At 45.5% G+C, this 13,618-nt stretch carries 7 protein-coding genes, 2 tRNA genes and 3 rRNA genes; 2 read left to right on the plus strand and 10 right to left on the minus strand.

The genetic code is table 11. The annotated features are described in order from the left end of the window. Position 1: 1 nt before the first annotated feature. Positions 2–1,870 (plus strand): sodium:solute symporter family protein, encoded by a 1,869-nt coding sequence (locus tag ACR63N_RS13700; protein ID WP_367105895.1) that lies wholly within the window; start codon positions 2–4, stop codon positions 1,868–1,870. A gap of 140 nt (positions 1,871–2,010) precedes the next feature. Further along, positions 2,011–2,565: a hypothetical protein gene (locus ACR63N_RS13705; protein ID WP_367105896.1), complete on the plus strand. Its 555-nt coding sequence runs from the start codon at positions 2,011–2,013 to the stop codon at positions 2,563–2,565. A 72-nt stretch (positions 2,566–2,637) separates the two neighbouring features. Here ACR63N_RS13705 and ACR63N_RS13710 read toward each other — a convergent pair whose 3' ends face one another. From ACR63N_RS13710 to ACR63N_RS13755, 10 genes are all read right to left on the minus strand, one after another. After that, positions 2,638–3,237: a rhomboid family intramembrane serine protease gene (locus ACR63N_RS13710; protein WP_367105897.1), complete on the minus strand. Its 600-nt coding sequence runs from the start codon at positions 3,235–3,237 to the stop codon at positions 2,638–2,640. A gap of 83 nt (positions 3,238–3,320) precedes the next feature. Then, positions 3,321–4,376: a 5'-nucleotidase gene (locus ACR63N_RS13715; RefSeq protein WP_367106442.1), complete on the minus strand. Its 1,056-nt coding sequence runs from the start codon at positions 4,374–4,376 to the stop codon at positions 3,321–3,323. 238 nt (positions 4,377–4,614) lie between these two features. After that, positions 4,615–5,904, minus strand: a complete 1,290-nt coding sequence (locus ACR63N_RS13720; RefSeq protein ID WP_298523247.1) for a TRAP transporter large permease — start codon at positions 5,902–5,904, stop codon at positions 4,615–4,617. Continuing rightward, positions 5,901–6,428 carry a TRAP transporter small permease gene (locus ACR63N_RS13725; protein ID WP_367109592.1) on the minus strand — a complete coding sequence of 176 codons (528 nt, stop codon included), beginning with the start codon at positions 6,426–6,428 and terminating at the stop codon, positions 5,901–5,903. The genes ACR63N_RS13720 and ACR63N_RS13725 overlap by 4 nt, the downstream gene beginning before the upstream one ends. Positions 6,429–6,447: 19 nt before the next feature. Then, the gene (locus tag ACR63N_RS13730) at positions 6,448–7,509 is read right to left on the minus strand and encodes a TRAP transporter substrate-binding protein (protein ID WP_367107553.1); all 1,062 of its coding nucleotides are present in this window, start codon (positions 7,507–7,509) and stop codon (positions 6,448–6,450) included. A gap of 347 nt (positions 7,510–7,856) precedes the next feature. Continuing rightward, positions 7,857–7,971: ribosomal RNA gene (rrf, locus tag ACR63N_RS13735) — 5S ribosomal RNA — on the minus strand. A gap of 123 nt (positions 7,972–8,094) precedes the next feature. Further along, positions 8,095–10,966: ribosomal RNA gene (locus ACR63N_RS13740) — 23S ribosomal RNA — on the minus strand. 397 nt (positions 10,967–11,363) lie between these two features. After that, positions 11,364–11,439: transfer RNA gene (locus ACR63N_RS13745), tRNA-Ala, on the minus strand. A gap of 92 nt (positions 11,440–11,531) precedes the next feature. Next, positions 11,532–11,608: transfer RNA gene (locus tag ACR63N_RS13750), tRNA-Ile, on the minus strand. A gap of 64 nt (positions 11,609–11,672) precedes the next feature. Next, positions 11,673–13,211: ribosomal RNA gene (locus tag ACR63N_RS13755) — 16S ribosomal RNA — on the minus strand. The 16S, 23S and 5S rRNA genes sit together here with 2 tRNA genes alongside, the layout of an rRNA operon. Between the last annotated feature and the right edge of the window lie 407 nt (positions 13,212–13,618).

Here is a 13,618-nt window from a genome sequence, read left to right on the forward strand (position 1 = left end):
CATGAGTCAATTTGTAATTAATATTATTTTCGTAGGACTATCCTTCGCACTTTACTTTGGCATTGCGATTTGGGCACGTGCTGGTTCTACCAGTGAGTTTTATGTTGCAGGCGGCGGTGTCCATCCGGTAGTCAACGGTATGGCAACAGCTGCTGACTGGATGAGTGCGGCCTCGTTTATCTCTATGGCAGGTTTGATTGCAGCTGGTGGTTATGGTGCATCCTCCTACTTAATGGGCTGGACAGGTGGTTATGTTTTGCTCGCTATGCTACTGGCTCCTTACTTACGTAAGTTTGGTAAGTTTACGGTGCCTGACTTTATCGGCGATCGCTTTTATTCTAAGACCGCTGCTATGATTGCCGTGGTCTGTTTGATTATCGCTTCAACCACTTATGTCATTGGTCAGATGACTGGTGCTGGTGTAGCTTTCTCACGTTTCTTGGAAGTTGAAAATACTACTGGTCTTATTATCGCCGCTGTTGTGGTATTCTTCTATGCTGTATTAGGTGGTATGAAAGGGATCACTTACACGCAGGTTGCGCAGTATGTAGTTCTAATGATTGCTTATACCATCCCAGCAGTCTTTATTTCACTTGAATTAACAGGTAACCCGATTCCAGGTTTGGGTTTATTTTCAACCCATGTAGAGTCAGGTGTTCCTATATTAACCAAGCTTAATCAGGTTGTAACTGACTTAGGCTTTACTGCTTATACTGCTGATGTCCCTAATAAGCTCAATATGGTGCTATTTACCTTATCACTTATGATAGGTACAGCTGGTCTTCCTCACGTTATTATTCGCTTTTTCACCGTGCCTAAAGTGGCCGATGCACGCTGGACCGCTGGTTGGACGCTGGTGTTTATCTCATTACTGTACTTTACTGCTCCTGCAGTAGGTGCTATGGCACGTTTAAACCTAATTGATACTATCTACCCACAAGGTGTTGAAGCGCCTGCCCTTCCCTACGAGCAGCGTCCTGATTGGATGCGTACATGGGAAGACACTGGACTTATCAAATACAACGATCTAAATAACGACGGTCGTATTCAGTTATACAACGATAGTGGACTGGGTGCCGCGCAGCTTGCTCTAAATACTGCAGAAGCAGAGGGCAGCGATGTTGCAGAAGCAACAGCTGCTGTTGCAGAAGCACGTACTGCTCATGATATGGAAGTTGATGGTCGCTTTGCGAATGCAGGCTGGGCTGGTAACGAGCTTGATGTCAACGCTGATATTTTAGTACTGGCTAACCCAGAGATTGCAAACCTTCCACCATGGGTTATCGGTCTTATTGCCGCCGGTGGTCTAGCCGCAGCATTGTCTACAGCCGCTGGTCTACTGCTAGCTATCTCATCAGCTATTAGCCATGATTTAATTAAACGTAACCTGAATCCGAATATCTCTGATGCAGGTGAGCTAAAAGTAGCCCGTATTACTATGGGTATTGCGATTGTGGTAGCGACATGGTTAGGTATCAACCCGCCAGGGTTTGCAGCACAGGTCGTTGCCTTAGCCTTTGGTATTGCTGGCGCTTCCTTGTTCCCAGTGCTAATGATGGGTATTTTCTCGAAGCGTATTAATAATATTGGTGCTATTTGCGGTATGTTAGCTGGTTTAATTAGTATTCTACTTTATATCTTCGTATTCAAAGGTTGGTTCTTTATCAGTGGTACTGCCAACTTCCCAGATACTGAAGAATACTGGTTATTTGGCATCTCACCGTTATCATTCGGTGCGGTTGGTGCATTAATTAATTTCATTGTAGCTTTTGTTGTATCTTATGCTACTAAAGCGCCACCAGCACATATCCAAGAGTTGGTTGAAAGCGTACGCTCTCCGCGCGGAGCTGGCGGCGCTATAGATCACTAATTTCCCTTGTATATTATGTATTACATCACTCACAGGCAGCAGCTGCTTGTGAGTGTTTTTTATTCTACAATGGTTATCTAGCAGTGGTATAACTGTCTGCTGGGCTATTAAATGTTTTTATCGTATCAAGGATAGATATTATGCTTTTTGAGTTTATCGCGACCATAGCTGCCGGGTTTGGCTTAGCGGGGGTAGCACTGGTTATAACCCACCTTAGTAAATTGGCAGGTAGACGGGCACCAAAGTGGCTTATCCCTTTGTTTGGCGCTTTAGGAATTTTTGGTTTTCAAATTCATCAAGAATATAACTGGTTCAATCAACAAGTGGCTCAGCTTCCACAAGATCTTACTGTTATCAAAAAAGTTGAAGAGAGTACTTGGTTTCGTCCTTGGTCGTATGTCAAACCACAAACATTGCGCTTTATGGCAGTAGATAGCAGGAACGCTCATGCTAATGCCAATAATAAAAATATCTATCTGACCAATCTATATTTGTTTGAGAGACGCAGAAGTATACAACAGGTTCCACAAGTTATAGATTGCAGTGCTCCTGCACGCGCAGACTATGTCATACCAGACAAGAATAGTCAGCTTACTATTGAAGAGCATGTTGGACAAACAACCAAATGGTACCCTTTAACCGTGAATGATCCCTTATTCATTAGTATTTGTCGAAATCAAATCGCACAAATATAATAAAATACTGATAGGACATCTTACTAAAATAATTTAAAACATAATCATAACAATAGGTTTTTGAGATTCTAACTATACAACTGTTTCTGCATAGCGATGTTTTGAATTTGCTCCTACCAATAATCCGGCGCATAAACCGCCAAAATGTGCTGCAAACGAGATGCCTTGCTGCGGCATCAACCCTTGCTTAATGATCAACCAATAACCCGCTCCCATAACGATACAGGCAAGCAGATAGCCCCAGCGCCGTGCAAATAATGCGCCGCCTATCATAAACCCAAGCATTGCGAAACAAAGCCCTGATGCGCCGATATGAATAGATAATGGTGACCCAATCAGCCAAGTTACTGCTCCTGAGGCTACAATAAGTTTTAACGTTGTACGATAAGCATTATTTTCAAACAGGCCAAATACGAATAAAATCTGTATCAACGTCAACGTATTACCCATCAAATGCGCAAAGTTACCATGCATGGTCCATGACGCAAACACGCCAATGAGGCTACCTACATCTAACGTGCGTGGTACAATCCCAAAAATATTCCACAGCCCAAACAGCGCAATCTTATTGAGATAAAACATACCCCACATTGGTATGAATACGAAAGCATATAGCCCCACAACTTGTTTTAAACGTACCAAGGTTAGGCTTAGTAGCTGCTTCCCGTTCATATCCTGCCTCGTCTCTATAAAGTTTGCTATTTATTAAATCTTAGTTTGGATTGAAGATCTACTCTTTATCTCTAGATAAAGCCTCAATCAGTATCCAATAGTAAAGCTGGACGAAGCACGGGCTTAAACGATAACGTAGTAGTATCTTCATCAGTATTTAAATAGCTATCGGCATACAGTAGAGATTTGGAGTGATAAGGTACTAAAGCTGTCGGAACAAAGCTACGCGCAGCATCGATATGTTTAATTGAATCATCAAAAAAGATATGCGGGGCAAAAGTTTTCAGTATTGCTGTTTTTTCAAGACCACCCAGAAAAAACGCCATATCCACATCCACTCCCCAAGCACGTAGCGTCTTGATAGCTCGCAGATCAGCTGGTGCATTACGAGCGGTCACTAAAGCAATTTTTATTGGGCTATATTGTAACCGTGCAGGCAGGCGCTCTTGCAACTTTGAAAATTTAATTAGCAACTCAGCATAAGGGCCCTTTTTGATAGGAGAGTCTCGCATTTGTGCTTCACGTTCGTGAAAAGCACGTAGCCCTTTTTGTTTGTATAATAGCTCTCCTGAGTCGTCAAATAATACGGCGTCACCATCAAAAGCAATACGTAATTGCTCGGTGTCAAGCTCATAAGTATTGACAGGCGTAGCATCTAGTATCGCACAGGCGCAAATATTAGCATCTGTAACTTGCTGAGCATCATCACGATTGGTTGTCAAAAACAGATCAACGCCAAAATCAGCAATATAAGGAGCTATCGAGCTTCCAGAGATAAAGGCTGAACGCGAAATATTGAGTTCATGTACGCGTATAGCATTTAATACTTGGATACCCGTATCCGGGCTACTTTTAGATACTATAACCACTTCAACTAAAGGCGTTTCGATATCTGAATAGGTTACACCGCAGTCATTACAGTAGTTATTGAGATTAAGTAAAGCTTTAATCAGCGGATAACCTGCACCTATACTAAGGGGCTTATCCTCACGCTCTGCCATATAGTCGCGAAATTCTTTAACGGCACTATCAGGACTATGCTGTAAGAGTTGTAGCAAATGGTTTTCAGATTCAGATAAATCAAATAAAGCAGTTGCAGAAATGGCAACTATAAGTGTATTACTAAAATCAACTGCCATAGTCCTCTACTTGTATAGTTTGCAATAAAAAATAAATGAATAGTTCGTGCTTAGTTTACTACATATATCAACAAAAATAAGAAACCATGTGACCAAACATAATCAGCTCATCATAGTTTATGGTGCCAATCCATAGTTTATAACGTCCTAAACAGTAAAAACCACACCGTCTTATGAACAGTGTGGTTGAAAATTTCAAACGATTTTCTTTCTACTATGGATATTTAGCCCTTATAACCTACCCAAGCAACGTCAGTGAGATCGCTGGGAAAGCGACTAGAATAGCCAGCCGTATAAAGTCCGAGACAATGAACGGTGCCACCCCCCGAAACATCTCACTAAGCTTAATATGCGGCGCCACCGCCTTAATCACAAAGATATTCATCCCCATCGGCGGCGTAATCAGTCCCAGCTCCACCGTCAATACCGCCACAATCCCAAACCAGACCGGATCAAACCCTAAGGCAAGAATAATAGGGAACACCACCGGAATGGTAATCACCAGCATTGCTAAGGCATCCATAAACAAACCCAAAAGGAAGTACATCAGCAAGATTGCCAGTAGCACCACCATCGGACTGACCGCCAATCCCCCAATCCAGGACGCTAGGGAATACGACAGACGCGACACCGAGATAAAGTAGCCCAGCGCCTCAGCACCTAACAGCATAAAGAACACCACCGCTGACAACGCCAAGGTCTCAACCAACGACTGCTTTAAACCTTGCAGGCGCATCCCTTTGGCTGCGGCATACGCCCATGAGGCAAACGCACCCACTGCTGCGCCTTCGGTTGGAGTAAACAGACCAAAGAAGATACCAGCGATGATAATCACAAAGATAAAACCAAAGGGAATCAGACCGGTCAAAGATAGTATCTTCGCTTTCCACGAGGTTTTCTCACCGCGCTGCGCCAAATGCGGCTTCCAGCGCACCATGATCATCACGGTTAAAGAGTACATGACCATGCCAAGGATACCGGGCAAGAAGCCGGCGATAAACATATCGCCCACCGACTGCTCGGTTAAGATGGCATAGACCAGTAGGGCAATACTAGGCGGGATCATAATACCCAAAGTACCACCCGCGGCTAAGATACCGCAGGCGAAGCCGGGCTTGTAGCCGTACTTCTCCATCTGCGGCAAGGCTACCCTTGTCATAGTTGAGGCGGTGGCTAAGGACGACCCTGAGATGGAGGCAAAGATACCGGAGGAGCCAATACCGGCAATCCCCAAGCTGCCTCTGACCCCGCCAAAGATGGTACGGGTGGAGTCAAACAGTTTACCGGCCATACCGGAGTGGGTGGCAAACACCCCCATCAAAATAAATAAAGGTATGGCACTAAAGTCATATTTGGCAAGGACATCTACGGGGATGTCTTTGAGCATTTGCAGGGCGCCATCAGGGGTGGTGACGGCACCAAAACCCACTAGACCGACGCTAAGCATGGCAAGCGCCACTGGGACGCGAACCACGACGAGTATAATCATGACCAATAGGCCAATGGCTCCGATAATTTCTGGACTCATGCGCCGGTCTCCTCGGCGTCATAGAATTCGCCTGTTTTAAAGATGTTGATGGATTCGATCAAAGAGCGAATGGCAAGCAAAACGCTCAGTACTGAACTGATAAGATAGATGGGCATCATGGAGATGCGCAAATCTTGGGTAACTTTGCCAAATTCCATGGCGTCTATGGCACTTTCATACAGACCCCACGCAAAAACAAGGCCAAGTAAGAAAAAACCGATCATGAAGACGCCCATCATGTAGCCTTTGACGGCTTTGGACATCTTTTGAGTAAAGACGTCGACGATGATTTGCGAGCGCTCGACGTAGGCGGCAAAGGCGGCAAGTAGGGCAAAAAGCATGAAGTAGGAGACGATCTCAACGCTACCTTTGACGGTAAAGCCAATCTCGCCGCCGGTAAGCTTGAAGATGTAACGGGCGACAACATCAAGAATGGTGACCAAGACAATGATAACCAGACTGATGCCGCCGATGAATTGACACACTCGGGAGATGAGGGTGCTGAGGCTAACCATAGCGCTCATAAGGGGTTCCTCTAATAAGTTAGACTTTGCAGGCGGCGCTCGCGGCTTGGGCTTTTTCATAAACGCCATCGGCATCTAACCCTAGAGCGTTGACGTCAGCCAAATATTTTTTAGTACCGTCTAATAGAGGACCTTTCCAGTCGGGGTCGTTTAGAGGATCGGGTATTTCAACGATTTCATCACCCTTATCCTTAGCTGCTTGGATAGCCATCTGATCGTGTTTATCAAACACTTCACCAACTTTTTCTGCAAGTGCCATTCCTGAGTTATTGTCCAAGACTTGTTTTAGATCATCAGGCAGACTTTCATACTTGTCCTTGTTCATCGTCACCATCAAAGCGGAGCTATAAAAAGGAATGTTAGTATGATACTTTGTTATCTCATCGATTTTAAAAGCAGTAACCGCTTCCCAAGGAAAGCTCAACCCATCAACGACGCCGCGCTGTAAAGAGGTATACATGTCATTAGCGGGCAGACCAACAGGTGATGCTCCTGCACTCTCAATGATATCGCCAGCGACTGCTGAGGGACGACGAATACGCATGCCTTTCATATCTTCAGGCGTACGAATTAATTTATCAGTAGTATGTAGTGAACCAGGTCCAGCACCATACATAAATAATAGATGCGAATCTTCATATTCGCTAGCAAGAGTACCATCGTCATAAAGTGTTTGTAGCATACAGCCCATCTGACTCGCTGAATTAGATAAGCCAGGTAACTCAGCAATCTGGGTCAAGGGGAAACGGCCGTTGGTATAGCCGTGTGCTTGCGAACCAATATCAATGGTACCTTTAGCAGCTGCTTCATAGGTAACATCGGCTTTAGCAAGACCCGCTGAAGGATAAAGTTCTACATTTAAACGACCATTAGATTCCTCTTCTATTTTTTTAGCCCAAGGTTCAAATACCTCTTTACTAATAGAAGAAGTCGCTGGCCAAAAATGTGAGAATCGTAGGGTAGTAGTTTCTTGTGTTTCAGTAGTAGCAGAAGCATTTTCATTATTATCAGAGGGACTAGAACAACCTAGTAGACTAATAATTGCTAACGCACTAATAGAGAGAAGCGGGACTGACTTCATTATCAATTCCTTTTGATAACCATAGTTAAGTAAAAGAGCATTTATTAATATTTTCAAGAATTTTCAAATCTACTGATTCAGTATCCTTTGAATCAATCTAAATAATCTTAATAAATAACTCTAAAATTGTTTATAAATTTAATAAATAATATAAAATCAAATTACTGTTTAGAATTAAAAATTACTACCTGAAATTAGCAGCTATAATGATAACTGTCAAATCATTTTATAATAAATTTATCAGCATAACACCTTATTTGTGATTTTATAGAATAACAAATTTAAGTTCAAGCAGACATAAAAAAAGCCCCCTCTGCATTAGCAAAGGGGGCTTTTAGGGTATAGAGAGCTGACGATGACCTACTCTCACATGGCCGGAGCCACACTACCATTGGCGCTACGATGTTTCACTGCTGAGTTCGGGAAGGGATCAGGTGGTGCCATCGTGCTATTGTCGTCAGCAAAGGGGGTTAGATATGAGTCTGTGTTTGTTTTACTTATTTGACTAAGTATCACTTATCCTAACTGAATCAAGGATAAAGGTGATATCGATATAATGCTTGATACAAACCACTTGGGTGTTGTATGGTCAAGCCAAACGAGCAATTAGTACAGGTTAGCTACACGCATCGCTGCGCTTCCACACCCTGCCTATCAACGTCCTAGTCTTGAACGGCTCTTTAGGGAAATCTTATCTTGAGGTGGGCTTCCCGCTTAGATGCTTTCAGCGGTTATCCCATCCGAACGTAGCTACCGGGCAATGCCATTGGCATGACAACCCGAACACCAGTGGTTCGTCCACTCTGGTCCTCTCGTACTAGGAGCAGCTCCTCTCAAATTTCCAACGCCCACGGTAGATAGGGACCGAACTGTCTCACGACGTTCTAAACCCAGCTCGCGTACCTCTTTAAATGGCGAACAGCCATACCCTTAGGACCTGCTTCAGCCCTAGGATGAGATGAGCCGACATCGAGGTGCCAAACACCGCCGTCGATATGAACTCTTGGGCGGTATCAGCCTGTTATCCCCAGAGTACCTTTTATCCGTTGAGCGATGGCCCTTCCATACAGAACCACCGGATCACTAAGACCTACTTTCGTACCTGCTCGACTTGTGGGTCTCGCAGTTAAGCGCGCTTTTGCCTTTATACTCTTTGAACGATTTCCGACCGTTCTGAGCGCACCTTCGTACTCCTCCGTTACTCTTTAGGAGGAGACCGCCCCAGTCAAACTACCCACCATACATTGTCCTCGGTACTGTTATACCTGAGTTAGAACCCCAACATGACCAGGGTGGTATTTCAAGATTGGCTCCACCAAGACTAGCGTCTCGGTTTCATAGCCTCCCACCTATCCTGCACAAGTCAGGTCAAAGTTCAATGTAAAGCTGTAGTAAAGGTTCACGGGGTCTTTCCGTCTAGCCGCGGGTACACAGCATCTTCACTGCGATTTCGATTTCACTGAGTCTCTGCTGGAGACAGCGCTGCCATCATTATGTCATTCGTGCAGGTCGGAACTTACCCGACAAGGAATTTCGCTACCTTAGGACCGTTATAGTTACGGCCGCCGTTTACTGGGGCTTCGATCAAGACCTTCGCATTCGCTAAGCCCATCAATTAACCTTCCAGCACCGGGCAGACATCACACCCTATACGTCCACTTTCGTGTTTGCAGAGTGCTGTGTTTTTAATAAACAGTTGCAGCAGCCTGGTATCTGCGACTGCTAGAAGCTTACGGAGCAAGTCCTTCACCTCCAGCAGCGTACCTTCTCCCGAAGTTACGGTACCATTTTGCCTAGTTCCTTCAGCAGAGTTCTCTCAAGCGCCTTGGTATTCTCTACCTGATCACCTGTGTCGGTTTAGGGTACGATTCGTTTATGACTATCGCTTAGAAGCTTTTCCTGGAAGCATGGTATTTACCACTTCACGGTACAAGTACCGCTTGCTATCAGATCTCGGTATAAAATAGCCCGGATTTACCTAAGCTATAAACCTACATCCTTTCACCTGGACAACCATCGCCAGGCTGGCATAACCTTCTCCGTCCCTCCATCGCATCATAAACAAGTATCGGAATATTAACCGATTTCCCATCGACTACGCCTTTCGGCCTCGCCTTAGGGGTCGACTCACCCAGCCCCGATTAACGTTGGACTGGAACCCTTGATCTTCCGGCGTGGATGCTTTTCACACCCATTATCGTTACTCACGTCAGCATTCGCTCTTGTGATACCTCCAGCACACTTTACAATGCACCTTCTCAGGCTTACACAACGCTCCCCTACCACTTGAAAACAAATTCAAATCCGCAGCTTCGGCTCCTAGTTTGAGCCCCGTTACATCTTCCGCGCGGGCCGACTCGACTAGTGAGCTATTACGCTTTCTTTAAAGGATGGCTGCTTCTAAGCCAACCTCCTAGCTGTCTATGCCTTCCCACCTCGTTTCCCACTTAACTAGGAATTTGGGGCCTTAGCTGGCGGTCTGGGTTGTTTCCCTCTCCACAATGGACGTTAGCACCCACTGTGTGTCTCCCGGATATCACTCATCGGTATTCGGAGTTTGCATCGGTTTGGTAAGTCGGTATGACCCCCTAGCCGAAACAGTGCTCTACCCCCAATGGTGTTCGTCCGAGGCGCTACCTAAATAGCTTTCGGGGAGAACCAGCTATCACCGAGTTTGATTAGCCTTTCACCCCTATCCACAAGTCATCCCCTGGCTTTTCAACGACAGTGGGTTCGGTCCTCCGGTGCCTGTTACGGCACTTTCAACCTGCTCATGGATAGATCACTCGGTTTCGGGTCTATACCCTGCAACTCATCGCCCTATTAAGACTCGGTTTCCCTACGGCTCCCCAAAACGGTTAACCTCGCTACAGAATATAAGTCGCTGACCCATTATACAAAAGGTACGCGGTCACAAGACTATCTACAAGTAGATAGCTCGCTCCCACTGCTTGTACGCACACGGTTTCAGGTTCTATTTCACTCCCCTCACAGGGGTTCTTTTCGCCTTTCCCTCACGGTACTGGTTCACTATCGGTCAGTCAGGAGTATTTAGCCTTGGAGGATGGTCCCCCCATCTTCAAACAGGATTTCTCGTGTCCCGCTCTACTTAATATGTTAATACTAGAATTTAAAATACGGGGCTATCACCCACTATGGCCAGACTTCCCAATCTGTTCTTCTATTCTAGTATCAATCGGCTCCTCCCCGTTCGCTCGCCGCTACTTGGGGAATCTCATTTGATGTCTTTTCCTAAGGGTACTGAGATGTTTCACTTCCCCTCGTTCGCCTCATATACAAAGTATATGATACCTAGCTTATGCTAAGTGGGTTTCCCCATTCAGAAATCTCCGGATCTCAGGATATTGCCGCCTCCCCGAAGCTTATCGCAGGCTGTCACGTCTTTCTTCGCCTCTGACTGCCAAGGCATCCACCATGTGCGCTTAATTACTTGACCATACAACCCCAAGTAGTCTTGGTTAATTGCTAAGTTTCGTTTTACTATTGGTTAAAGACAACCTCGAAGTAATCCGAGGTGTTTTAACCAATGCATAAATCTAATACTTAACAGGTTGGTCTCGCAATTATAACGATATCACCTATGTTTACGCTTGATTCAGTTCTCTTTACTTTTTTAATAACCCACCCCTGGGATAACAACAATGTCGTTAAGAGGTGAGTTATTAAGGTTAGAAAGTGCGCGTGAACACGCTCTTCCTAACCCAGACTCATATCTATGTTTTTAAATAGTTCCTATCTCTTCGTCAGAGTATAGGTTTCCGTATAAAACAGAACTAAATAATCATCTACGATCACTTAATTCTGTATTAACCTATAAAAGCTTTTCGTTTAAGTGGTGGAGCCAAGGAGAGTCGAACTCCTGACCTCCTGCGTGCAAGGCAGGCGCTCTACCAACTGAGCTATGGCCCCTGAGCGAGGATATAGATGAAGCACTGCTTCATCCCGAGCGCAAGAGTAAATCCCTTAAAGGGGATTTGCTGGTTTGTGCCTTACCCAGATAATGGTGGGTCTAAGTGGACTTGAACCACTGACCCCCGCGTTATCAACACGGTGCTCTAACCAGCTGAGCTACAGACCCATATCTTCTTAAACTAAACTAAAGAACAACTTGTTGTGAATTCTTGCTGAGCGAATGCCGTCTATAAGGAGGTGATCCAGCCGCAGGTTCCCCTACGGCTACCTTGTTACGACTTCACCCCAGTCATCAACCACACCGTGGTGAACGCCTCCCTAAAAGGTTAGGCTATCCACTTCTGGTGCAATCAACTCCCATGGTGTGACGGGCGGTGTGTACAAGGCCCGGGAACGTATTCACCGCGGCATTCTGATCCGCGATTACTAGCGATTCCTACTTCATGGAGTCGAGTTGCAGACTCCAATCTGGACTACGATAGGCTTTTTGAGATTCGCATCACATCGCTGTGTAGCTGCCCTCTGTACCTACCATTGTAGCACGTGTGTAGCCCTGGTCGTAAGGGCCATGATGACTTGACGTCGTCCCCGCCTTCCTCCAGTTTGTCACTGGCAGTGTCCCTAGAGTTCCCGGCCAAACCGCTGGTAACTAAGGATAGGGGTTGCGCTCGTTGCGGGACTTAACCCAACATCTCACGACACGAGCTGACGACAGCCATGCAGCACCTGTATCAGAATTCCCGAAGGCACTCCCGCATCTCTGCAGGATTCTCTGTATGTCAAGACCAGGTAAGGTTCTTCGCGTTGCATCGAATTAAACCACATGCTCCACCGCTTGTGCGGGCCCCCGTCAATTCATTTGAGTTTTAACCTTGCGGCCGTACTCCCCAGGCGGTCTACTTATTGCGTTAGCTGCGTCACTAAGTCCTCAAGGGACCCAACGACTAGTAGACATCGTTTACGGCGTGGACTACCAGGGTATCTAATCCTGTTTGCTACCCACGCTTTCGAACCTCAGTGTCAGTATGATGCCAGAAGGCTGCCTTCGCCATCGGTATTCCTCCAGATCTCTACGCATTTCACCGCTACACCTGGAATTCTACCTTCCTCTCACCTACTCTAGCTTAACAGTATCAGATGCAGTTCCCAGGTTAAGCCCGGGGATTTCACATCTGACTTATCAAGCCACCTACGCTCGCTTTACGCCCAGTAATTCCGATTAACGCTTGCACCCTCTGTATTACCGCGGCTGCTGGCACAGAGTTAGCCGGTGCTTATTCTGCAGCTAATGTCATCGTCAATGGGTATTAACCATTGAGTCTTCTTCACTGCTTAAAGTGCTTTACAACCAAAAGGCCTTCTTCACACACGCGGCATGGCTGGATCAGGGTTGCCCCCATTGTCCAATATTCCCCACTGCTGCCTCCCGTAGGAGTCCGGACCGTGTCTCAGTTCCGGTGTGGCTGATCATCCTCTCAGACCAGCTACAGATCGTCGCCATGGTAGGCCTTTACCCCACCATCTAGCTAATCCGACTTAGGCTCATCTAATAGCGAGAGCAACAAGTTGCCCCCTTTCTCCCGTAGGTCGTATGCGGTATTAATTCGAGTTTCCCCGAGCTATCCCCCACTACTAGGTAGATTCCTAAGTATTACTCACCCGTCCGCCGCTCGTCATCTTCTAGCAAGCTAGAAATGTTACCGCTCGACTTGCATGTGTTAAGCCTGCCGCCAGCGTTCAATCTGAGCCATGATCAAACTCTTCAGTTTAATCTTGCTATGTAACCCTTTAAAGAGGTTACTAAACTTGGCTCATCTAATCTGGCAATTACGCTCTTCGTATATGTTCGTAATGAATTAACTTCGAGTTTCTTTACTGATTAAATGATAATTTTTATAGTTAATTACCTCCCCGAAAAGAGAAGATAGTCAACTTTATGTTTAGCATTCTGTCTCAGCAAAAATCCACACAAGTTGTTCTTTAGTTTCGCTTTTAAATAGTGTCCTACATCTGTCGTCCAGTATGTAAGTATATCTTGTATTCTATTTGCTAAATTCTCCCCATCCCTTACGGGTGGTTCTGTCTAGCGAGCTGACTATCATATCATAGTTTGATGTTCTGTCAAGCTTTTTTATCATTTGTTTCAGTAAGTTAAGATTCTGATTTCGCTAAATTT

It is taken from the genome of Psychrobacter sp. M4 (genome assembly GCF_055699795.1).

What these genes read in the sequence shown, in the direction of transcription:
- ACR63N_RS13700 (WP_367105895.1), top strand. Translation starts at nt 2, where the DNA reads ATGAGTCAATTTGTAATTAATATTATTTTCGTAGGACTATCCTTCGCA.
- ACR63N_RS13705 (WP_367105896.1), top strand. Translation starts at nt 2,011, where the DNA reads ATGCTTTTTGAGTTTATCGCGACCATAGCTGCCGGGTTTGGCTTAGCG.
- ACR63N_RS13710 (WP_367105897.1), bottom strand. Translation starts at nt 3,237, where the DNA reads ATGAACGGGAAGCAGCTACTAAGCCTAACCTTGGTACGTTTAAAACAA.
- ACR63N_RS13715 (WP_367106442.1), bottom strand. Translation starts at nt 4,376, where the DNA reads ATGGCAGTTGATTTTAGTAATACACTTATAGTTGCCATTTCTGCAACT.
- ACR63N_RS13720 (WP_298523247.1), bottom strand. Translation starts at nt 5,904, where the DNA reads ATGAGTCCAGAAATTATCGGAGCCATTGGCCTATTGGTCATGATTATA.
- ACR63N_RS13725 (WP_367109592.1), bottom strand. Translation starts at nt 6,428, where the DNA reads ATGAGCGCTATGGTTAGCCTCAGCACCCTCATCTCCCGAGTGTGTCAA.
- ACR63N_RS13730 (WP_367107553.1), bottom strand. Translation starts at nt 7,509, where the DNA reads ATGAAGTCAGTCCCGCTTCTCTCTATTAGTGCGTTAGCAATTATTAGT.